At 61.7% G+C, this 22217-nt stretch carries 15 protein-coding genes; 3 read left to right on the top strand and 12 right to left on the bottom strand.

Annotated elements, in window-relative coordinates:
• Positions 1-43: 43 nt before the first annotated feature.
• Complete coding sequence (locus tag AC2I9W_RS11585) at positions 44-1804, top strand: N-acyl-D-amino-acid deacylase family protein (protein ID WP_486410102.1); 1761 nt, start codon at positions 44-46, stop codon at positions 1802-1804.
• Positions 1805-2015: 211 nt separating this feature from the next.
• Here AC2I9W_RS11585 and AC2I9W_RS11580 read toward each other — a convergent pair whose 3' ends face one another.
• The 8 genes from AC2I9W_RS11580 to AC2I9W_RS11545 form a co-directional block, all read right to left on the bottom strand.
• Positions 2016-3650 (bottom strand): AMP-binding protein, encoded by a 1635-nt coding sequence (locus AC2I9W_RS11580; RefSeq protein ID WP_486410101.1) that lies wholly within the window; start codon positions 3648-3650, stop codon positions 2016-2018.
• A gap of 190 nt (positions 3651-3840) precedes the next feature.
• Positions 3841-5211, bottom strand: a complete 1371-nt coding sequence (locus tag AC2I9W_RS11575; protein ID WP_486410100.1) for a spinster family MFS transporter — start codon at positions 5209-5211, stop codon at positions 3841-3843.
• Positions 5212-5310: 99 nt separating this feature from the next.
• On the bottom strand, positions 5311-7746 hold the full coding sequence (locus AC2I9W_RS11570; protein WP_486410099.1) for an acyl-CoA dehydrogenase family protein: 2436 nt from the start codon (positions 7744-7746) through the stop codon (positions 5311-5313).
• Between the two features lie 38 nt (positions 7747-7784).
• A complete protein-coding gene (locus AC2I9W_RS11565; RefSeq protein WP_486410098.1) occupies positions 7785-9437 on the bottom strand; it encodes a GMC family oxidoreductase in 1653 nt (550 codons plus the stop codon).
• On the bottom strand, positions 9434-11155 hold the full coding sequence (locus AC2I9W_RS11560; RefSeq protein ID WP_486410097.1) for a GMC family oxidoreductase: 1722 nt from the start codon (positions 11153-11155) through the stop codon (positions 9434-9436). Before AC2I9W_RS11560 ends, AC2I9W_RS11565 begins: the two co-directional genes overlap by 4 nt.
• A gap of 99 nt (positions 11156-11254) precedes the next feature.
• Positions 11255-13426, bottom strand: a complete 2172-nt coding sequence (locus AC2I9W_RS11555; protein WP_486410096.1) for an FAD-dependent oxidoreductase — start codon at positions 13424-13426, stop codon at positions 11255-11257.
• Positions 13427-13443: 17 nt separating this feature from the next.
• On the bottom strand, positions 13444-14649 hold the full coding sequence (locus AC2I9W_RS11550) for an acetyl-CoA C-acetyltransferase (protein WP_486410095.1): 1206 nt from the start codon (positions 14647-14649) through the stop codon (positions 13444-13446).
• Between the two features lie 308 nt (positions 14650-14957).
• Positions 14958-15701, bottom strand: coding sequence for an SDR family NAD(P)-dependent oxidoreductase (locus tag AC2I9W_RS11545; protein WP_486410094.1), 744 nt, complete (start codon positions 15699-15701; stop codon positions 14958-14960).
• Between the two features lie 188 nt (positions 15702-15889).
• Here AC2I9W_RS11545 and AC2I9W_RS11540 point away from each other — a divergent pair, with 188 nt between their 5' ends.
• On the top strand, positions 15890-17020 hold the full coding sequence (locus AC2I9W_RS11540) for a CaiB/BaiF CoA transferase family protein (RefSeq protein WP_486410125.1): 1131 nt from the start codon (positions 15890-15892) through the stop codon (positions 17018-17020).
• 195 nt (positions 17021-17215) lie between these two features.
• On the opposite strand, the gene AC2I9W_RS11535 is transcribed toward AC2I9W_RS11540, so the two are convergent.
• On the bottom strand, positions 17216-17764 hold the full coding sequence (locus tag AC2I9W_RS11535) for a TetR/AcrR family transcriptional regulator (RefSeq protein WP_486410093.1): 549 nt from the start codon (positions 17762-17764) through the stop codon (positions 17216-17218).
• Between the two features lie 90 nt (positions 17765-17854).
• On the opposite strand from AC2I9W_RS11535, the gene AC2I9W_RS11530 reads away from it, so the two are divergent.
• Positions 17855-19060 (top strand): MFS transporter, encoded by a 1206-nt coding sequence (locus tag AC2I9W_RS11530; protein WP_486410092.1) that lies wholly within the window; start codon positions 17855-17857, stop codon positions 19058-19060.
• A 48-nt stretch (positions 19061-19108) separates the two neighbouring features.
• Here the strand turns inward: AC2I9W_RS11530 and AC2I9W_RS11525 are convergent, their stop codons facing one another.
• From AC2I9W_RS11525 to AC2I9W_RS11515, 3 genes are all read right to left on the bottom strand, one after another.
• Positions 19109-20359, bottom strand: a complete 1251-nt coding sequence (locus AC2I9W_RS11525) for a LuxR C-terminal-related transcriptional regulator (RefSeq protein WP_486410091.1) — start codon at positions 20357-20359, stop codon at positions 19109-19111.
• Positions 20360-20393: 34 nt separating this feature from the next.
• Positions 20394-21596: an acetyl-CoA C-acyltransferase gene (locus AC2I9W_RS11520; RefSeq protein ID WP_486410090.1), complete on the bottom strand. Its 1203-nt coding sequence runs from the start codon at positions 21594-21596 to the stop codon at positions 20394-20396.
• Between the two features lie 134 nt (positions 21597-21730).
• Positions 21731-22216, bottom strand: coding sequence for a MaoC family dehydratase (locus AC2I9W_RS11515; RefSeq protein ID WP_486410089.1), 486 nt, complete (start codon positions 22214-22216; stop codon positions 21731-21733).
• Between the last annotated feature and the right edge of the window lies 1 nt (position 22217).

Raw genomic sequence — 22217 nt, 5'->3', positions numbered from 1 at the left:
GATTCCCTAACCCCGATAGGCATTGCCAGCGCTTTGCCTCCTAATGTTTTGCGGCTGCATCGCCAGCCAGAACCAGAACATCAAGGAGACAGACATGCAGCAACTGGACTTGCTGATTCGCAACGGCTGCGTGGTGGACGGCACTGGCGCCCCCGCATACAACGCCGACATCGGCGTTCGCAACGGGCGCATTGCCGCCATCGGCCACCACCTGGGCAGCGCCGCCCAGACCATTGATGCCAGCGGCCTGATCGTCACACCCGGCTTTGTGGATGTACACACGCACTTTGATGGCCAGGCCACCTGGGACTCTCGCCTCTGGCCCACCTCACAGCAAGGCGTGACCACGGCGGTCATGGGCAACTGCGGCGTAGGCTTTGCGCCTTGCCGCCCCGAAGACCGCCACACCTTGATTGCGCTGATGGAGGGAGTGGAGGACATTCCCAACACCGCCCTGCACGAAGGTCTGCCCTGGAACTGGGAGAGCTTTCCCGAATATCTGCAGGCGCTCAGCGAGCGTAGCTACGACATAGACATCGCCGCCCTGCTGCCCCATGCACCGCTGCGCGTCTATGCCATGGGCGAGCGTGCCGTGCGCCGGGAAGCCGCGACTGCGCAGGATCTGCAACTCATGCAGGAGCTGGTGCAGCAAGGACTGGCCGCTGGTGCCGTAGGCCTGTCCACCTCGCGCACCATGGCGCACCGCTCCAAGTCGGGTGACTTCACGCCCATGTACCGGGCCGTGAGCGACGAGTTGCTGGCCCTGGGTCTGGCACTCCAGAATCATCCCAACAGCGTGTTCCAGATGATTTCGGACTTTGATCAGACCGAGGACGAGTTCAACATCTTGCAAACCGTCAGCCAGCGGGCGGGCTGCACCAGCACCTTGACCGTGCTGCAATACCCGCACCGCCCACAGCTGCACCGCGAGTTGCTGCAGCGCATAGAGCAGGCGAATGCCTGTGGCCAGCGCATCACCGCCCAAGTGCTGGGCAGACCGGTGGGCGTGCTGATGGGCTTTGAGTGCAGCCTCAACCCTTTTTCCTGCAAGCCCAGTTATCTGGCACTGGCTGCACTGCCCTCCGCAGAGCGCATCAAGGCTCTGGCCCAGCCAGCCACGCGCAGCGCCATCCTCAGTGAGGCGGACGACAAGCCCCATCTTTTCATGGAGTACTTCGGCAAGAACTACGCCGGCATGTACCCCTGGCGTGATGAGCAGCCCAACTACCTGCCCCAGGCTGACGACTCGGTACAGGTGCTGGCCGATGCCGCAGGCGTAGCGCCTTTGGAATGGCTGTACGACTTCATGCTGGGCCAGAACGGGCAGGCGCTGGTGTATCTGCCCATGGCCAACTACCTCAACCATGACAGCAGCACCTTGCGCGAGTTGCTGGAGCACCCGCACACCGTCCCCGCCCTGGGCGATGGCGGCGCGCATGTGGGCACCATCTGCGACGGCAGCGCCACCACCTTCTTGCTGACCGAATGGGTGCGCGAGCGCGGTGTGCTGGGGCTGGAGCAGGCCGTGCACCTGCTGACGCAGCGTCCGGCCTCTCTTTACGGCTTTCGCGACCGGGGATGCCTGAAAGCAGGCCTGCTGGCCGACATCAACATCATCGACCTGAGCGCCCTGAAGATACTGTCGCCCTATATCGTCAAAGACCTGCCGGCCGGCGGCAAACGCTTATTGCAAAACGCCGAAGGCTATCGCTACACCATCAAGTCCGGCCACATCACCTATCGCGATGGCGTAGCCACCAAAGCACTGCCGGGTCGCCTGGTCAGGCGCAGCGACCAGACCTGAGAACTGGCTGCCATATTCCCTGAGCCCACGCCAGTTTGGTCTGCGCCGCAGGCAAAACTGGCAGCGACCCAAAGCAGCCTCAAGACACTGCGCCGGACAAAAAAAAGGAGGCCGTAGCCTCCTTCAAAGTCCCCTCGTCAGGCGCGACGAACAGGGTATTTCTGGCGTGGCTTTACAGCCCGCTGCTCTGATTCGTGATTACGCTTGCTTCTCAGGCCACAGCCGCAGTCGCCGCCGCCAGCGGCGCGTTGTCGGTGGCAAAAGCCTTGGCCCAGCGATAGTCAGCCTTGCCTGCCGGGCTGCGCTTGATCTCTGGTGCCACATATACGGCACGCGGTACCTTGTAGCCCGAGAGATTGGCGCGGCAGACCTGGTCAAAGGCCTGCAGATCAAACTCATGGCCAGCCTGCACCTGCACCACGGCCACGACCTTGTTGCCCCAGCGCTCATCGGGAATGCCCACCACCACCACATCCTGCACCGGCAGGTAACGGCGCACTGCCTCCTCCACCTCTTCCGTGTAAACTTTCTCGCCTCCGGTGTTGATGCATTGCGAGCCACGGCCCAGCACCACATATTCCCCCGTGACATCGATGCGGGCGCGGTCACCGGTTAGCACCCAGCGGCTGCCATCAATCACCACAAAGGTTTCCGCCGTCTTCTTGGCATCACCGTAATAGCCCAGCGGCGTGTGACCACGGCGCGACAAAATGCCCTCTTCACCGGGCTGGGTCAGGATGCGCAGGTCTTCCGAGATGACGCTCAGGTCCGGGCGCGGCGCAATGCGCATAAAGCCTTCGCCATCGGGCGTTTTCTCCCCTCCACCCAGCACGCCTGACTCCGAGCTGGCCATGCCGTTGTTGAGGATCAGGTGCGGCACCTGCACCAGCAGGCGCTCTTGCAAGTGGCGCGAGAACACTGCGCCGCCATTGCCAAAGATCATCAAAGACTTCAGCGGCCAGCGCCCAGGGTGGTTCTCCAGTGCCTGAATAATGGGTAGCGCCATGGCGTCCCCCACCACGGCCACGACATTGATGCTATTGCGCTCGATCAAGTCCAGCATATGTGCCGGATCGAAGCTCTTGCGGTCATTCACATAGACCGGATGGCCGGAAAACAGACTGATCAGCGTGGACCACATGGCAGCGCCATGCATGAGCGGCGCCGCGGCCAGATACGCCAGTGGCGGGCTGTTAGGAACCAGCTGCAGCAGCTCTTCGGGTGTCTCGATGGGCGGGCGACGGAAATAGTAGCCACCACCACCCAGAGCGCCCATGAACAGCGACTTGTGCGGCCACATCACGCCCTTGGGCAAACCGGTGGTACCTCCAGTGCAGAGCATGAAGATGTCGTCATCGCTGCGGCCATCATCCACCAAGGTCTTGTCGCCTTCAGCCAGCACGCGCTCGTAAGCCTGCACGGTCTTGTGCAAAGCTGCTCGCTCTTCGCCCACGCGCAGCGCCAGGCGTAGGGTGGGAACCTGAGGGATGACTTCCAGCACCGACGTATCAAAATCCGCCCCATATACCAGCGCGCGTAGATCCAGGCTGTTGAACAGCCCCTGCAGCTCCTCGCTCACATAGCGGTAGTTCACATTGACAGGGATGGCTCCTATCTTGCAGCAGGCAAAAAAGGCCTCCAGATATTCGGCGCAGTTGTAGAGCTGAATGCCTACGTTGTCGCCGCGGCCAATGCCGCGCGCACGCAGTGCATTGCCCAGCTGGTTGGCGCGCTCATCGAGCTGTTTGAAGGTGAGCTTTTGCTCGCCACAGCCAAAGGCTGTGCGATCTGGCACAGCTTGCACCACCAGCTCAAAAATATCTGCCAGATTGAAGGTCCGTGTCATCTTCTTGTCTCCGTCTTCCGTTTTCGAATCCACATTTCCTGCAAGCCCCGCCATGGTGGCCAGACCCGCGCTTTGTCTCATCGTCCGCTTGAACTGAGGGCAGACCCTCGGTTTTCCTGGGCGAACGCCATGCCTTGAACAGACAAAAAATCAAGCCAAATCAGGCTCAACGCTTTACTGGAAAAGCCCCTCAAGCTATGTTTTTTGCATTGACTTGTGCCGCATAAGGCCGAATGACCCAGCCATAGATCAGCACGGCAACTCCATAAAACGCCAGCATGCAGACCAGCGCCCAGCGCAGCGACTCCTGAGCGGCCTGCGCCGTGAACACGTCGCTGAGCAAGCCCACGGTCAGCGGCCCCAGCCCCCCGCCCACGGCGGTGAGCAGCAGGTTGTAGATGGACAGCGATGTCGCCAGACGGGTCGCGGCAATCACATTGGTCAATGCCGCAAACGCCGGGGCCGCCCAGAAGCTGGAGAAGATGGCAAACACGCCGTAATAGCCCACGGCATGGGGAATCTTCAGCCCGGCCAGTTCCCAGCTTTGCACCGAGGTGTTGAGGTAGAAGGCCAGGCCCAGAGGAATGGAGATCAGCGTGCCCAGCAGGGGCACACCCACCTGCCAGCGCGTGTCGCGCCGCGCCATCACATCGGTGATCCAGCCGCTGAGCAAGGCCCCGACGATGGCCGCAGGCCCGCCGATAAAGCCCATGATGGCGCCCGCCTCCTTGAGCTGCAGGCCGTGAGAGCGCACCAGAAACGCCGTGTTCCACATGCCAATGGCATAGCCGGAAAACGCCATCAGCATCCCGGCCAGACCCAGGCCGATAAAGGCCTTGTTACGCAGCAAGGCCGCCATCACCACGCTGAACTTTTCTGCGGCAGCCTGCGCCATGACACGTCCCTCCTGCGCGCCGCGCACGGGTTCGCGGCAAGTCAGGCGCAGCACCAGCGCAATCAGCACGCCTGGCACGGCCAGCCACAAAAACGCTGCGCGCCAACCGTAGTGCTGGGCAATCCAGGCCCCCACACCCAGCCCCACCAGCGAGCCCAGATGCGGGCCCAGGCTGAACACGCTCATGGCACGGCTGCGCTGCTCGGACGGATAAACGTCGGCAATCATGGTGGTCGATGCCGCCGTGCTGCCGGCCTCGCCCACGGCCACGCCGACTCGCGCAGCCGTCAGACTCCAGAAGCCCACGGCCAGGCCGCACAGGCCCGTGGCGATGCTCCAGCCGCCGCAGCACCAGGCGATCAGGTTGCGGCGGTTGGTGCGGTCCGCAAAGCGGCCAAACGGCACGGCCAGAATGCTGTAGAACAGGGCAAAAGCCAGCCCGGTCAGCAGTCCCATGGCGCTGTCAGACACGCCCATCTCCGCTTTGATGGGCTCAATCAGAACACCCATGATCTGGCGGTCGATCATGCTCATGCCATAGACGAGCAACAACACAAACAGCAGGTAATGGCGTCGCCAGCCCGTGACGTTGCTGGTCGGGCGAGCCTTGACCGAAGCGCCTGGCGGCAAGGATTGCGGCACTTGGGCCGCAGCAGATGCACTCATTTCCTGTCTCCTCAGAAAGCGCAATCTCCGTCACGCTGCATGGATGAAATTTCGTACGTAAAAAAGGACGCGGCACACGGGACTGTGCCGCGCCCAAGCCTAGGCAAGCAGTTCGCTGAAAGGCACATCCTTATCCGTGCGTGGCTCGGGAGCCAGGCCCAGCACACGCTCGCCAATGCTGTTGAGCACCACCTCGTCGGTGCCGCCCGCAATGCGCATACCAGCTGCGCCAAACCACAGGCGCTCGACCATGGCAAAGCGCTCTCCCAAGCCGCAATCCGCCAGCTCGCTGGCCGCCAGCACGCCGCGCTGCCCCAGCAGGTCGATGGCGAAGTAGCTGAACGACTGCAGCGCCGCCGCCGCCACGTTCTTGGCGCCACTCATCTCGGGACCGGGCTGGCGGCCCTTGCTCAGCGCCGTCAATGCGCGGCATTGCAGCAGCCACAGCGCCTGCTCTTTCAGATATAGATCGGCCCAGCGCTCGCGCAAGCGCCCGTCCTGCAGCGCAGGCTTGCCTTCAAATTCATGATCGGCCAGCAAGCCCGCCGTAGTGCGCCACAGCTCGGCCGGCATCACACCGCCAATGGCCAGGCGCTCGGCCATCAGCCCCGTCAGGGTGACCTTCCAGCCGCCGCCTAGCTTGCCCACCAGCTGGCTGTCGGGCACAAACACGTCCTCGAAAAAGACCTCGTTGAACTCCGACTCGCCACCGGCCTGGCGGATGGGGCGGATCGTGATGCCGGGCGACTTCATATCAAGGAAGAAGGTGCTCAGACCCTCGAACTTGCTGGCCTGCGGGTTGGTACGCGTGAGCACCAGGCCAAACTGGGCAAACTGCGCCAGCGAGGTCCAGACCTTCTGGCCATTGATGATCCAGCCCTCGCGGCCATCGGTGGCGCGCTCGGCCCGCGTGCGCACCATGCCCAAATCCGACCCAGCACCAGGCTCGCTGAGCAACTGGCACCAGAGGTTCTTGCCGCCCAGTGCGGGTGCCACATGCTGGCCCAGTACTTCAGGGCTAGCATGGGCCATGACAGACGGCAGCACCATGCCCAGACTCACATTGAACATGCCGGTGGGCACTTTGAACTTGCCCTCTTCCTGGCGCCAGATCAGCTCCTGCATGGGCGTGCCACCACGCCCGCCCAGCACCTTGGGCCAGGTGATGGCACCAAAGCCTGCCGCCGCCTTCTTGCCCTGCCAGACGCGCGCATCGTTCATGCGCTGCTCGGCAGTCATATCGCGGCCGTAATAGTCATCGGCGCTGTTTTTTGGCTGGGCATTGGCCTGCAACCATGCCAGGCATTCGGCGCGGAATGCCGCCTCTTCGGGCGTGTCTTCAAAGTCCATGGACTGGCTGTCTGCGCCAGCAGCGCTCTTGGCAGCTGCTGGCGATGCAGGCTGGTCCAGACGCTTTTGCAGCTCGGCCGCGACCTGCTCGCGCCAGGCGTGGATATTGCCCAGCTCCACGGCCTGCTGGCGCGCACGGCGATAGAACAGATGGCAGTCCAGCTCCCATGTGTAGCCCATGCCGCCGTGGGTGTGCAGGTTTTCCTGCGCCGTATCGGACAGGGCCTGCGTGCTGCTGACCCGGGCCGCTGCGGCAGCGCCTGCAAGCTCCGCGAACTCTGGTGCGCCATCCGCCGCTGCCATGTCTGCCGTCAGCGCCCATGCACCGTAGTAGCAGTGGGCACGGGCCAGCTGGTTGTTGGTGTAGAGGTTGGCCAGCTTGTGCTTGATGCCCTGGTAGGAGCCAATGGCACGACCAAAGGCCTTGCGCTCCTTGGCGTAGCTGGCTGCCATCTCCAACGCAGCATCGGCAGCGCCCAGTTGCTCAAAGGCCAGCATCACCGCAGCGCGATGGCGCACACGGCGCAGCACATCGTCTGCGCTGCGCGCTCCGTCCAGCCGCTCTGCTGCCGTGCCATCAAAGCGCAGCGCCGCATAAGACTTGGAGGGGTCCAGCGTCTTGAGCGCCTTGCGCTGTACCGTCTCATCGGTCTTGAAAGCCACCAGCAGTGGCTGAGCTGCCGCATCCACCGCCAGCGCAACGCCCCATTGCGCAGCCATGCCATCTGCGACCAGCGGGCACTCGCCCTTCAGGGTCTGGCCGTCAAACACGGGCAGATCAGCCAGCGACTTTTGTCCGTCAGTCGGAGCCGCAAGGCAACCAATACTTCCACCCGAAACTGGCAGCAGCCATTGCTGGCGTTGCGCAGAATGCTCTTTTGTCGATAGCAGCAAAGCCTGCACGGCCAGATACATGGTGGAGGCCAGCGGCACGGGGCTGAGCTGGCGGCCCACCTCTTCGGCCACAACGCACATTTCCATCGCCCCCAAGCCAATGCCGCCGCAGTCTTCGGGCAGCATCAGACCCGTCACGCCCAGCTGCGCCATGCCGCTCCACACGCCCTGGTCGTAGCAACCCTCGCCTTCCAGCAAGGCACGCGCTTTGGTCAGCGGGGATTCCTTGGTCAGAAATTTGCGTATCTCGTTACGCAAGGCATTTTGGTCGTCACTGAAATCGAAATTCATTTCTCTGTCTCCGTTCTAGTTTTCCGTGTTGAGGCGGCTCAGGCCACCGGCAGCAAGGGTGGCTTGCCCAGCACCAGGTCTGCGCCTTTGGCCCCTATCGCAACCGCGGCTGCATTGGTATTGCCGCAAATCAAGTTGGGCATGAGGGAGGCATCAATCACCCGCAGCCCTTGTATGCCCTTGACTTTCAAGTCTGGTGTGCACACGGCCATCTCATCGTCTGCCGCGCCCATGCGGCAGCTTCCTACCGGGTGGTAGCCAGTGGCCAGCTGAGGAGCAATCCAGTCCAGCCACTGCGCATCGCTTTGAACCTCCAGCCCTGGCTGAGCTTCCTGCTCCACCAAGCCGGCCAGCGCGGGCTGCTGGCTCACGGTGCGCAGAAAACGCAGCGCATGAATCAGCGTCCGGCGATCGCGCTCGTCATGCAGGTAGTTCATCCGGATGGCCGGGTGATCGGCTGCATGGGGTGTCTTCAAAGTAATGCTGCCACGCGAGTAAGGGCGCACCTGATAGGGCGCCAGCGTCATGCCGCCAAAGATATCGGGCTTCATTGCAGCGCTGCTGTGCTTGCGGCTGCGGGGGTCGGCACTCATGGGCAGGCCAAACACCTGCACATCCTGATAGGGCAGCGATGGATCGGTCTTGAGATACATGCCGAGCTCTGCTGGCGGCGTGGTCAGCGGCCCCTGGCGTCTCAGGCCATAGCGCAGCAGAGACCACAGCATGCGCATACCGGTAAACGAGCGGTTCATGCTCTGGTCTGCGCTTTTGAGCCTCCATGACAGCGGTGCCGTGCAATGATCCTGCAGGTTCTGCCCGACGCCCGGCGCGTGGCTGACCACCGGTATGCCCAGCTGCTGCAGCTCTTGCGCCGGCCCTATACCGGAGAGCATGAGCAGTTGCGGCGACTGAATGGCACCCGCGCACAGCAGCACCTCTTTGGCGGCCTGAACCCGGTGCAGGCCGCCGCGGTGATCCCGGTACTCCACACCCGTGGCCCGCCTGCCCTCCAGCACGACGCGCTGCACTGCGCAGCGCGAGCGCAGCGTGAAGTTCTTGCGCGCCAGCGCCGGCTCGATAGCGTTATGCGCCACCGAAGAGCGCTGGCCCTTGCGGATATTGAACTGAAACAAGCCCACCCCTTGGGCCTGGCCATCGTTGAAATCACTGCTGCGCGGCAACCCTGCCTGTACGGCGGCCTCCATCAGCGCACGCGTGGTGGGATGTGGGCTGGGCAGGTCATAGGCCGGTAGTACGCCATTCTTGCCATGCAGAGCGCTGGCCGAATGCTGCTGATCTTCGGTGGCCACAAAGTAAGGCAGCATCTCCTGCCACGACCAACCCGTGGCACCAGCCGCAGCCCAGTCGTCGTAATCCTGGCTATGACCTCGTATATAGATCATGCCGTTGATCGAGGAAGAGCCGCCCACCAGCTTGCCACGCGGCATCATCAGACGGCGCCCACCGGCATAGGCTTCAGGCTCGGTCTCATGCATCCATGAATAGCGCGGGTTGTATGTGGTGGCTGCCCAGCCCGCAGGCATGGTGACAAACAGGGAGCGGTGCGTGCTGTCCCCGGCCTCCAGCAGCAAAACGCTGTGCCTGCAGTCTTCGCTAAGCCCGGCAGCCAGCGTACCGCCTGCCGAGCCCGCGCCCACAATCACATAGTCGTAGCGTGCGCCATCGCTCATGCGGCCACTCCTTGGGGCCGCCGCTGCTCTTGCGCCTCCGTAAAACTCTTGGTCTCGCGAACCGGTGAAAGAGCATCCCGCGCAGGCAGGCCCAGCACCAGATCAGCCCCCTTGTCGCCGATCACCACCGACGCCGCATTCGTATTGCCCGACACCAGGTGCGGCATGACCGAGGCATCGATGACGCGCAGACCTTGCACGCCTTTGACCTTGAGGTCGGGGGTAACAACGGTCAGCGGGTCCAGCGCATCGCCCATGCGGCAGCTGCCGCTGGCGTGGTGGCCCGAGCCCATATACATGCCAATCCAGTCCAGCAGCTCGTCATCGCTTTGCAGATTCGGAGCAGGACGGGTCTGTGTCTCCACCAAATGTGCCAGCGCCGGCTGCTGGGCAATTTTGCTGGCCATGCGCACGCCATACAGCAGGGCCTTGCGGTCACGCTCGTCGTGCAGAAAATTCATTCGAATGCTGGCCAGCTCTTCGGGCTTGGCGCTCTTGAGCTTCAACTGCCCACGCGAATACGGCCGCACTTGGTAAGGCGCCATGGTCATGCCGGGAAAGGCTTCGGTGCGATAGTTTTTGCCGTTTTGCATATAGCCCTCGATATCGCCAGTGACCGGCAGGCCGTGGATCTGAATATCGTTGTAGGGCAGGCTGGCATCGCTGCTGAACCAGGCCGCGAATTCAGAGGCAGGCATGGCCATCGCCCCCTGCTTGGTCAGCATGTACTTGAACAGCGACGCGGCAATCCCCATGCCGCGCAGCGATTGGTTGAGGCTGGGCGTATCGGCCTTCATGCGCCATGACATGGGCACGATGGCGTGATCCTGCAAATTGGCCCCCACACCGGGCAGATCGACCTTGACCTCAATGCCCAGCTCGCGCAGATGCTGCGCCGGACCAATACCGGAGAGCATCAGCAATTGCGGCGACTGCAGCGCGCCAGCGCACAGCAAAATCTCTTTGTTGGCACGGGCGCTATGACTGCCCCCCGCCTTGTCCTTCCAGTGCACCGTGCTCGCGCGCTGGCCTTCCAGACCGATGCGGGTCACCAATACCTGCATGCGCACATCCAGATTGCTGCGCTGCATGGCCGGCTCGATGGCATTCCTGGCTACCGATGAACGCTGGCCGTTTTTCAGATTGACCTGGAACAGGCCCGCACCATCGGGGTGGCCGTTATTGAAATCCTTGCACGCTGGCATTCCGGCCTGAACCGCGGCCTGCACCATGGCCAGAGACACAGGATGCGGATTGTGCAGATTGTTGGCCGTCAGCGGCCCGCCCCGGCCATGCCAAGGCTGGGTGAACTCTTCTTCGCTGCGCTGTTGGTCTTCGGTACGCACAAAGTGCGGCAGCAGCTCTTCATAGCTCCAGCCCTTGGCCCCTTGCGCCGCCCAGCTGTCAAAGTCTGCACGGTCGCCACGGACATAAATCATGCCGTTGATGGACGAAGAGCCTCCCAGGCGCTTGCCACGCGGCAGGCTGATGCGGCGGTTGGCCGCGTACTTCTCGGGCTCGGTTTCGTGCCCCCAGGAATACTTGGGGCTGTTGATCATCTGGCCCCAGCCCGAGGGCATGGAGACCAGCAAATCCTTGTGGCTTGCCCCCCCTTCCAGCAGCAGCACCTTGTGCTGTCCGCTTTCGCTGAGCCTTGCGGCCAGAGTGCCGCCCGCAGAACCTGCACCAATGACGATGTAATCAAAGACTTCATCCATGGCTTGTCTCCATTCGTTTAGTTATCGGATATCGGATGAGTGATTGCTCTGAGTCGAGTCACGGACGGGCGCGCCTACCCATCCGTGCTCGATGCCTGATCAGGCGCGGGCGGTCTTGCCGTAGAAGGTCTGGCCCTTGGCCGCCATATCGCGCAGCAGCTGCGGCGGGCGCAGTTGCTCGCCAAACAGGTCGGCCAGACGGTCGGCCTCGGCGACAAACTGCGGCAGACCAATGCCGTCGATAAAGCAGAACGGCCCGCCCGTATACGCCGGGAACCCCACCCCCAGAATCGAGCCAATATCGCCATCGGCCGGCGCCAGCAGCACGCCTTCCTCCATGGCGCGCGCGCCCTCTACGGCCTGCACATAGAGAATGCGCTGCTTGAGGTCGTGCGCGCTGGGCTGCTCGCTCTTGAGCGGGTAGTGCCCCGCCAGACCGGGCCAGATGCGCTTGCCACTACCGCATTCACTCGGGTCATAGTCGTAGAAGCCCTTGCCTACCTTGCGGCCCAGACGACCCAGGTCGAACAGCTTGTTGATCACCGGCACCGAGCGGCCCTGCTTGTACTCGTCAGGGAACTCCTTGGCCTGCGATTCACCGGCGTGCTTGGACAGGTCGATGGACAGCTCATCGGTAATCGCCAGCGGCCCCACGGGCATGCCCGCATGCTTGGCGCAGTTCTCGATCAACGCGGGAGCGATGCCCTCGGCCACCATGCCGATGGCGTCATCGACAAACGCACCGATAAAGCGGCTGGTGAAGAAGCCACGCTTGTCGTTGACGACGATGGGCGTCTTCTTGAGCTGGGCCACAAAGTCCAGCGCCTGCGCCAGCGTGGCGTCCGAGGTCTGTTGGCCGCGAATGACTTCCACCAGCGGCATCTTGTCGGCAGGCGAGAAGAAGTGCAGACCGATAAAGCGCTCGGGCCGCACACTGGCCTGCGCCAGCAAACTGATGGGCAGTGCCGAGGTATTGCTGGCCAGCACACAGGTGGGCGGCAGCACGGCATCCAGCTTCTTCGTGACTTCGGCCTTGATGGCACGGTCTTCAAACACGGCTTCGACCACCATGTCGGCGTCGCGCAGCAGCTCGTAATCGGTGCTGGGCGTGATGCGTGCCAAGATGGCATCGGCCTTTTCGCGGGTCTGGCGGCCCTTGTCCACCAGCTTGGCCAGCGCTTTTTCAGCGTGCTGCTTACCCTTCTCGGAAGCCGCCTGCTCACGGTCGATCAGTACCACGTCAATGCCGCGCTGCGCCGCCACCAGCGCAATGCCGGCGCCCATCATGCCCGCACCAATCATGCCCAGCTTGCGGCATTGGAAAGGCTCAAAACCTGCGGGCCGGTGCATGCCCTTCTCGGCCTTGGTCTTGTTGACGAACAGGGTGCGAATCATGCCGCGTGCCACAGGGCTGCGCGAGAGCACCGCCATGTACTTGCTTTCCACGCGCAGGCCCTTGTCGATAGGCAGCTGGCAGCCTTCGTAGATGCAGCTCTGAATGCACAGCGGCGCTGGCATGTTGTGATAGGTCTTGGCCTGCAGCATGGTGTTGCCCACCACAAAGGCCGGGGCCACGCGCGGGACCAGCGGGCCGCCGCCGGGAATGCGAAAGCCTTTGACATCCCATGGCTGCTGGGCCGTAGGGTTGGCCATCAACCAGGCCTTGGCGGCGCTCAGCAATTGCTCGGGTGCCACGACTTCGTTGACCAGACCGGCTTCCTTGGCCTTCACGGCCTGCAGCTGCTTGCCCTCCATGAGGAAAGGCATGGCAGCCAAAATGCCAATCATGCGCGGCAGGCGCTGCGTGCCGCCAGCACCGGGCAGCAGGCCAACTTGTGCCTCTGGCAAGCCCACCATCGCCGTGGGTGCATCGGCCGCAATGCGGTGGTGGCAAGCCAGGCAGATTTCATAGCCGCCGCCCAGTGCCATGCCGTTAATGGCGGCCACCAGCGGCTTGCCCAGGGTTTCGAGCTTGCGCAGCAGCTTGGACAGCGAGGCGCAGGACTCGAACAGCTCCTCGATCGGCATATCGGCCATGGCGTCGATATTGGCTTCCATGCCCATCAGGTCGGCACCGGCCACAAAGCTGTCCTTGCCCGAGGTGATGATGGCGCCGCGCACTTTTTCATCGCTCTTGATGCGCTCAATGCAGGCGTCCAGACTGTCCATGAAAGCCTGGTCGATCACATTCATGGTCTTGCCGGGATAGTCCAGCGTCAGCGTGGCAATGCCGTCCGTATCGACCGCGTAGCGAATGATTTCCGTTGTCATGACTTCTTCTCCCTCACTCACACGCGTTCGATAATCATGGCCGAGCCCATGCCTGCGGCCACGCACAGGCTGATCAGCGCCGTACGTTTGCCTGTGCGTTCCAGCTCATCCAGCACCGTGCCCAAAATCATGGCCCCCGTGGCGCCCAGCGGATGGCCCATGGCAATCGCACCACCGTTGACGTTCATGCGGTCATGAGGAATGTTCAGCTCCTCCATCATGGTCAGCACCACGGTGGCAAACGCCTCGTTCAGCTCCCACAGGTCAATGTCGGATGCCTGCATGCGTGCACGCTCCAGTGCCTTGCGGGCCGCATAGCTGGGGCCGTCCAGCATCAAGGTCGGCTCGGAGCCAATGCTGGCAAAGCTGCGAATGCGGGCGCGCGGCTTCATGCCCTGGCGGGCTCCAGCCTCTGCCGTGCCGATCAGCACGGCTGCTGCGCCATCGACAATGCCCGAGCTATTGCCGGCATGGTGATGGTGGTGAATCTGCTCGACCTGCGGATAGCGCTGCAGCGCCACGCTGTCGTAGCCGTATTTCTGCCCCATCTCGGTGAAGGCGGGCTTGAGAGCAGCCAGCGAATCGGCTGTGGTCTCGGGGCGAATGGTCTCGTCCTTTTCCAGCAGCGTCATACCCAGAAAATCTTTAACGGGCACAACAGACTTGTCAAAACGCCCTTCGGCCCAGGCCTTGGCCGCACGTTGATGGCTCTCGGCCGAGTACGCGTCCAGATCACGGCGGCTGTGGCCGCGCAGCGATGCCAGCAAGTCCGCCGAGATGCCCTGCATCACAAAATAGGTCTTGTTGGCCAGCTGCGGATCCTGCGCCCAGGCACCGCCGTCCGAGCCCATGGGCACGCGGGACATCATCTCCACACCGGCACCAATCGTCATGTCTGCCTGGCCGGCCATGACTTTGGCGGCGGCAAAACTCACCGCCTCCAGACCCGAGCCGCAGTAGCGGTTGAGCTGCACACCCGCCACGCTTTGCGCATAGTCGGCCTGCAGCACGGCCATGCGACCCACGTTGCCGCCCTGCTCGCCCACGGGCACCACACAGCCCATGACCACGTCGTCCACCACGCTGGTGTCGAGCTGGTTGCGCTCACGCAGCGCCACCAGAGGCTGGGCTGCCAGCCACACGGGCGTCACCTCATGCAAAGCGCCGTCCGGTTTGCCCTTGCCCCGGGGGGTGCGGACATGGTCAAAGATCAATGCCTCCATCTGCTTTCCTCACATCGCTAGTTGTCGAGTTCTTTTTCAGATTGCCATACGGATTTTGCGCAAACCTACTTGATTCAGACTAGGTGCAGACTATGAGAAAAGACGCCTGAAATGGCTGTAGATGCGGTGTTTTTTGCTATCAAAATAATGAACAGCATCAAGACCTCAGGCTGAGCCCTGCTAGCCTGATCAGCAGGCCCATAGCGCATCTCTTCGCCGCCAGGCCCCATGAAAAAAGCCTTCCAGCTCTTGCGAGACTGGAAGGCTTTGGAGTCAAGACTTCAGCGTGGGTTTGCGCCTTCAGTGGATCAGGACACCAAGCCGCCACCGTTGACCGGCAGCACCTGGCCGTTCACCCATTCAGCTTCCTTGGAAGCCAGATAAGTCACCGCCGCGCCCACATCCTGAGGCGAGCCTGCACGGCCCACGGACGTGCCGCGCTTGGCGATCTTCTCCGAGCCTTCCCAGTTATTCATGGTGCCCAGGGACAATGCATTGGCCGTCACGCCATGCGGGCCAACTTCGCCCGACAGGTTGCGGATAAAGCCAATGGCCGCCGCCTTGGCCGCGCCGTAAGCGCACAGGCCCATGCCCGTGGCCGTGCGTGCGGCATCAGAGTTGATGGCCACGATACGGCCCCAGCCCTTTTCCTGCATGGCGGGCAGCAACGCCTGGCAGGCATGCATCAGGCCGTGCAGATTGAGCTGCAGCCAGGCATTCCACTCGGACTCCGGAGACTGCAGAAACGGCGTGTAGCCCCAGCCCTGTGCCGGAATGCCAGCGTTGTGCACAAAGATATCGACCGTGCCTACCTCGGCCTTGATGCGATCAACCATGGCAAAAATGGCTGCGCGGTCGGTCAGATCGGCTGCCTGCGCCGAGGCCTTCAAACCCATCTCCTGCAACTGGCGCGCTGCGCTCTCGGCTCGGTCGGCGTGAAAGTCATTGACCACCACATGCGCGCCCTGCGTCGCCAGTGCCTGCGCAATACCAAAGCCCATGCCGCGACCGGCACCGCTGACCAGCGCCACTTTTCCGTCTAATCTGAACATTGTTCTTGTCCCCAGATAATGACTCACAAGCCTGCAGTGTTGGCCACACCTGGGGTCGCTACATACTTCAAACGGACGGGGTCAGAGCGCCTGAGCTGGGCAAAAGTGAACGCATTGAAGCCCCGCAGGAGACAAGAATGAGCACAGAACATCACAACAAAAGCAGCAGCACAGGCCCTTTGAGCGGTCTGCGCGTCATCGAATTTGCCGGCATTGGCCCGGCTCCGTTTGCCGGCATGATGCTGGCCGACATGGGCGCCGAGGTCATCCTGATCGAGCGCAGCGCCGACCATGCCACCGCCTCGCATTACCCGCGCATGGCGCAGAACCGGGGCAAGAAATCCATCGCGCTAGACCTCAAATCCGAAGCGGGACGCGCAGCCGCGTGGAAGCTGATTGAATCGGCCGACGCCCTGATTGAAGGCTTTCGCCCCGGCGTGATGGAGCGCCTGGGCTTCAGCCCGCAAGAGGTCGCCAAGCGCGCTCCGCGCCTGGTCTTTGGCCGCGTTACCGGCTGGGGCCAGACTGGCCCCTTGGCGCAGGCAGCCGGCCATGACATCAACTATGTGGCGCTGACCGGGGCAATGTCCACCTCCATGCGTCCCGGCCAGGCCCCCGTGCTGCCTCCAACCATCGTGGGCGACATGGCAGGCGGCGCCATGTTTTTGTTGTTCGGCATCATGTGCGCCCTGCACGAGGCGCGCCAGTCCGGCAAGGGGCAGGTGGTAGATGCCGCGATGATCGACGGCGTAGCCGCCATGAGCGGGCTCATGCACCAGATGCGCGCCATGAACTACTGGCAGGACGACCCGGCCCACAATCACTTTCTCAACACCTCGCCCTTCTACGAAGTGTTTGAGTGCGCTGATGGCAAGCACATCACACTGGGAGCCATCGAGCCGCAGTTCTACGCGCTGCTGCTGCAAAAACTGGGATTGACTGATGTGGACCCCAAGCGCCAGTACAAAACCGCCGATTGGCCCGAAGTCAAAGCCCGCGTGGCCGATATTTTGCGTGGCAAGACGCAGGCCCAGTGGTGCGAAGCACTGGAAGGAAGCGATGTCTGTTTTGCCCCGGTGCTGAGCCTGGCCGATGCGCCCAGCCACCCCCACAACGCCGAGCGTCAGATGTTTGTGGATCTGGAGGTCGACGGCCAAACCCAGCGCCAGCCCGCGCCCGCACCGCGCTTTTCACGCACGCCGGCACGCCAGCCAGTGCCCGGCACGCGCATCGGTCAGGATACGGACGCCCTGCTTGCCAGCGTGGGCTATGCCGAAACCGATATTGCTGCGCTGCGCCAAGCCAAGGCTTGCGCCTGAGGCCAAGAGCGTTTTTGCCATCTAAGGGCTTTTGCTGGACAAGCTTTCACAGCCCTCATTTCAGCAAACCTTCAAGAATAAGAGCTGCTAGCGCTTTCTGTAATTGATTTTCCGATCAATTCTTATATGAAATCAATAGCAGATAGGCGCTATAAGCTCTTTATTCAATAGCAAGATTACCCACGGCTTTAGGCATCAGACCGTGATCCGGCGCACGAACTCCGTGACTTCTTCACGGCTGATGTGGTTCTTGGTCACCAGGTTGTGCATGACTACGCCGTCAATAAACGCATCCAGAATCTTGGCCGTGCTGAGGTCGAAGTAACGACTCATATAGCCCTCCGTCCAGCCCATCCAGCGCTGCAGCAGCGGCCGTCCGCTGGGCGTTCTGGCTGCATAGGCAGACATCTCGAAGACCAGCACCCAGTTGCGCTCGCAGGTCCAGAGTTCATTGCATATCAGGTCAATGATGGCCTGGCACGCCTCGTCCTTGCTCGCCGCCAGCTCCAACCTGCTCAGCATCTGGCGCGACATATCGTCTGCCAGCTTGCTGAAGGCTTCATGCAGCAGCTGCTCCATGCCCTGGAAGTAATAGGTCATTGCCCCCAGCGGCACATCGGCCACCTCGGCCACGCGCCGGTGCGTGGTGCCCGCCACGCCATGCGTAGCAATCACCTCCAGCGCAGCCTCAATGATCCGGTCGCGCCGCTCCGGGTCATAGCGCCTTTTTGTTGTGCTGTTCATATCCCTTGCTGTCTCTTATTCCGATCAAAAATCACAGTGATAGTACATCCGTACATATAATGTACGTTTGTACAACATTTCGAGCATTTCATGCCAACGCCTCTGCAACGCAGAAAGATTGCGCTCTTCGTCTACTTCTTCATTCCCGGTCTGGCTCTGGCCTCCTGGGTCACGCGCACCCCTGCCATTCGCGATGCCATTGGCGCATCCATTGCCCAGATGGGCATGGTGCTGGCGGGTCTTTCCGTCGGCTCCATGTGCGGCGTACTCTTGGCGGGCCGCATCATTCAAAAGCGCGGTACGCGCTTCACCATGATGCTGGGACTGTCGATGGTATGTCTTTCCTTGCTCACCATGGGCGCTGGCGTCGTCACCGGGCTGCAGCCTCTGGTGGGACTGGGCATGGCATTTTTTGGCTGGGGCATGGGCACGGCAGAGATCTCCATCAATATGGATGCAGCCGTTGTGGAGCACGAATCCGGCCAGCATGTCATGCATATCTTGCACGGCTGCTTCAGCCTGGGCACGCTGCTGGGAGCCCTGCTGGGGCTGGCTGCCAATGCCATTCATATCCCCGTGATCGCTCACCTGAGCGGCACTTTTGTCGTCATCAGCCTGCTGCTGTGGCGCTTTTCTGCCCATATTCCTGCGGGTCTTGGCATAAAGGACTCTGAGGAGAAAGGCTCTGCCACAACAGCCACTGCCCCCACTTCGGTATGGCGCGACACACGCGTGCTGATGATTGGCTTGGTGGTTTTTGCCATGGCTTTGACCGAGGGCGCGGCCTATGACTGGCTGCCTATCTTGCTGGTCGATGAGCATGGCTTCAGCGCGGCGCTGGGCTCCATGATCTTTGTGGTGTTTGCCGCCATGATGACGCTGGGCCGCTTTGGCGGCAGCTTTTTGCTCAAGCGCTTTGGTCGCCTGGTGGTGGTGCGCGCAAGCATCATGCTGGCGGCCGCTGGCGTAGCCTTTATCGCACTGGGCCACAACCAGACTCTGGCAGGCTTGGCTGTCATGTGCTGGGGCCTGGGCGCGGCACTGGGATTTCCGGTGGCTTTGTCCGCAGCAGCAGAGGGCGGCGGCCAGATGGCCGAACGCGTCAAAGCCGTGGCCACTATTGGCTATGTCGCCCTGCTTGTTGGCCCACCGATATTGGGATTTGTCGGTCAAACCTTTGGGCTGCGCGGCGCCATGCTGCTGGTGCTGTGCTTTATCGGTCTCGCCATCTTCATGTCTGGCTCCATGCGCACACCTCGCGCATCACTCTCTCAATCACAGGCAGTGGGCAGATAACAAAAAACGGGCCTAGGCCCGTTTTTTGATGCTCGTTCCAGAAAGCGTTTACTTGTTGCCCAACCAAGCCACGCTGTTGAGGAAAATACGCACCAGCTCGGTCTGACGACGCACGCCCGTCTTGGAAAAGATGGAGCGCAGATGAGCACGCGCCGTGTTGCGGCGAATGTTCAAAGCCTCGGCAGCTTCTTCCAGCGACAGGCCATTGGCCAGCTGGATCGCCAGCGAAGTTTCGGCCGGGGTCAGCTGAAACAGCTGCTGAGCCAGCTTCACGGGTGGATCGGCCTTGCCGCCGGTGTCACGCACAAAGACGGCAACGCTGGGGCGCTGCTTGCCTTCGGTCCACTCATCGGGGGAGATGCTTTGCACCACCACGCCCCAGTTGAGCTGACCCGATTGGCGGCTGACAGACATACCCTCAGTCATGGACAGACGCGAGACCTGGGTATGCATGAGTGCATCCTTGATCAAGCGCTGCAGCTTGCGGTTGTCGTTGGCGTAGTTGGCCTCCAGCATGCCGCCGGAGATCTTCAAGCCATCCTGCATGTCCAGAATGCTGGTCGCAGCCGGGTTGCATTCCAGTACATTGCCGTTCTGATCCAGGATGACCACCCCCACCATCAGCTGGGCCGTGGCCTTGCTGTACAGAGAGATGACCTGTCTGTCCTGGTTCACGGAAAGGTGCAGGTTCAGCGCACGTTTGATGTGCGGCAGCATCATGGAGCCAAAGGCACGCTCTTGCTTGGTGAAAGCCGGAGCACCTTCGGGACGCGTGATGCGCAGCCCATAAACGCAGCTGTCTTTGGTGACGATGTCGGCCGCCATGACATGGAAGACCTGCAAAGACTTGCACCAGTCGTGGTAGTAGCTCGAAGCCCTCCACTCCGACTCGGGCATGACATCACCGACAGTCACAATGCGGTCGGTGGGCATGCCACGAAACGGGCTCATGCTGATCTTGGGGCAGTTCGGCATCAGGTCGCGGCGGTCGCCAGCGGCTGAGACGATCAGACCCACATCGTCGGCCGTGCCAGGGCGCACGATCAGCGAAGCATAGTTGCCGCCCAGTTGCAGACGCAAGGATTCCAGAAAAGGCTTCCAGCCTTCGGGGTCCATGGCCGCGTCATAGAGCTGACTGATCAGCGCACTGAGCTGCTCGGCGCTTACAAAAGGCACATCGGTCGGCACTGAGCGAACCGGGGCCGGGGTGTCGAATACGGGAACATCCTTCATCACACAAGCAATAGAGCTTGGTGAGTAGCTGAAGAAGCCCATTTTGGCGAAAGCGCTGTCCATCATGTTCAACTCCTGGTTGAAATCGACTACAGACAGATTAGTTCAGTTCAAACAGGCCAGCAGCGCCCATGCCGCCGCCAATACACATGCTCACCACCACAAAACGAACACCGCGGCGGCGACCTTCCAACAGGGCATGGCCCACCAGACGCGCACCAGACATGCCGAAGGGGTGGCCAATGGAGATGGCACCGCCGTTGACGTTCAGACGATCATCGGGAATTCCCAGCTGATCGCGGCTGTAGATCACCTGGCAGGCAAACGCCTCGTTGATTTCCCACAGGCCAATGTCACCCACGGTCAAACCATGCTGCTTGAGCAGCTTTGGAATAGCGTAGACAGGACCGATACCCATTTCGTCGGCACGGCAGCCTGCCACGGCCACGCCGCGATAGGTGCCCAGAGCAGCCAGGCCACGGGCCTTGGCTTCGTCAGCACTCATCACCACGCAGGCGCTGGCACCGTCGGACAGCTGCGAGGCATTGCCTGCCGTGATGAACTGGCCTTCCGGCACCCACTGGCCGTTCTTCCACACGGGCTTGAGCTTGGCCAGGCTTTCCAGCGTGGTTTCGGCGCGGTTGCCTTCGTCGCGGGTCAGTGTGACTTCTTCGCTACCGGTGACATTGCCTTCCTTGTCGAACAGCTGCTTGGTCGTCGTCAGAGGAACGATTTCGTCGTCGAACAAGCCCTTGGCCTGAGCCGCTGCCACGCGCTGCTGGCTGCGCAACGAGTACTCATCCTGCGCTTCGCGGCTGATGCCGTAGCGCTGGCTGACCAGCTCGGCTGTCTCGATCATCTGGATGTAGGCCGTGGGCTCTGCAGCCAGCACTGCCTTGGACTGGGCACGGTACGAATTCTTGTACTTGTTCTGCACCAAAGAAATTGATTCCAGACCACCAGCGACGGCGATGTTCATTTCGCCCGTCATCACACCCTTGGCAGCGGTGGCAATGCTCATCAGGCCAGAGGCACACATGCGGTCAATGACCATGCCTCCCACAGACTCCGGCAGACCGGCGGTGTAGCCGCACAGACGTCCCAGGTTGTAGCCCTGTGTGCCTTGCTGCGCGGCAATGCCCAAAATGACATCGTCCACATCGGCGCCAGCCACATTGACCTTGTTCAAGGCTGCACGAATGACATGTCCGCCCAGCACCGGTGCTTCGGTGTCGTTGAAGGCTCCACGATAAGCCTTGCCGATGGGGGTACGTGCGGTCGAAACAATGACTGCGTCTTTCATGATCTGTCTCCTAACTTTCTCTTCGTCGCGCCTTGGGCAGTTGTGCTGCCCTTTAGAGGCTGGCCACTCTTTTGGTAGCTCTTACCTCTTCTCAAAAAATGCCAATGCCTGCGTATGCGGGCACTGGCACACACTCAATTCTCAGGGCTGAAAAACAGTCGGCTGATGGTTTCCACCACACATCCGGGTTTATCCTGATCTTTCACCTGCACCGTGATGCGGATCGTGACCTGCACGCCATCCTCACCAATCGGTGTTGCAGCCACGACTTCACCACTACCGCGCACAAAGCTATTCACCAGTACGGGTGCGGGAAAGCGCACCTTCTCGCAGCCGTAGTTCACCCCCATCTTCAGCCCGCTATAGGCCACCAGCTGGGGCAAGAACAAATTGGCCAGAGACAGCGTCAGATAGCCATGGGCCACGCAGGCACCGAAGGGGCCGTTCTTGGCCTGCTCGGGATCGACGTGAATCCACTGGTGATCGCCTGTGGCATCGGCAAACTGATTGATGCGCTCCTGGCTGATCTGCATCCACTCGGTCTCGCCCAGTTGGCGGCCCACTGCGGCCAGCACCGATGCGGCCGAGTCAAACAAGACTTTTTCTGCAACTTCGCTCATG

This window comes from Comamonas sp. FUJ_7, assembly GCF_057369555.1.
Note: the sequence above shows the minus strand (reverse complement) of the source record. Positions and strands in the feature narration are given on the sequence as shown.

Excerpts from the sequence above, each read along its gene's own strand:
- AC2I9W_RS11585 (WP_486410102.1), top strand. The coding sequence starts at position 44 with ATGTTTTGCGGCTGCATCGCCAGCCAGAACCAGAACATCAAGGAGACA.
- AC2I9W_RS11580 (WP_486410101.1), bottom strand. The coding sequence starts at position 3,650 with ATGACACGGACCTTCAATCTGGCAGATATTTTTGAGCTGGTGGTGCAA.
- AC2I9W_RS11575 (WP_486410100.1), bottom strand. The coding sequence starts at position 5,211 with ATGAGTGCATCTGCTGCGGCCCAAGTGCCGCAATCCTTGCCGCCAGGC.
- AC2I9W_RS11570 (WP_486410099.1), bottom strand. The coding sequence starts at position 7,746 with ATGAATTTCGATTTCAGTGACGACCAAAATGCCTTGCGTAACGAGATA.
- AC2I9W_RS11565 (WP_486410098.1), bottom strand. The coding sequence starts at position 9,437 with ATGAGCGATGGCGCACGCTACGACTATGTGATTGTGGGCGCGGGCTCG.
- AC2I9W_RS11560 (WP_486410097.1), bottom strand. The coding sequence starts at position 11,155 with ATGGATGAAGTCTTTGATTACATCGTCATTGGTGCAGGTTCTGCGGGC.
- AC2I9W_RS11555 (WP_486410096.1), bottom strand. The coding sequence starts at position 13,426 with ATGACAACGGAAATCATTCGCTACGCGGTCGATACGGACGGCATTGCC.
- AC2I9W_RS11550 (WP_486410095.1), bottom strand. The coding sequence starts at position 14,649 with ATGGAGGCATTGATCTTTGACCATGTCCGCACCCCCCGGGGCAAGGGC.
- AC2I9W_RS11545 (WP_486410094.1), bottom strand. The coding sequence starts at position 15,701 with ATGTTCAGATTAGACGGAAAAGTGGCGCTGGTCAGCGGTGCCGGTCGC.
- AC2I9W_RS11535 (WP_486410093.1), bottom strand. The coding sequence starts at position 17,764 with ATGAACAGCACAACAAAAAGGCGCTATGACCCGGAGCGGCGCGACCGG.
- AC2I9W_RS11530 (WP_486410092.1), top strand. The coding sequence starts at position 17,855 with ATGCCAACGCCTCTGCAACGCAGAAAGATTGCGCTCTTCGTCTACTTC.
- AC2I9W_RS11525 (WP_486410091.1), bottom strand. The coding sequence starts at position 20,359 with ATGATGGACAGCGCTTTCGCCAAAATGGGCTTCTTCAGCTACTCACCA.
- AC2I9W_RS11520 (WP_486410090.1), bottom strand. The coding sequence starts at position 21,596 with ATGAAAGACGCAGTCATTGTTTCGACCGCACGTACCCCCATCGGCAAG.
- AC2I9W_RS11515 (WP_486410089.1), bottom strand. The coding sequence starts at position 22,216 with ATGAGCGAAGTTGCAGAAAAAGTCTTGTTTGACTCGGCCGCATCGGTG.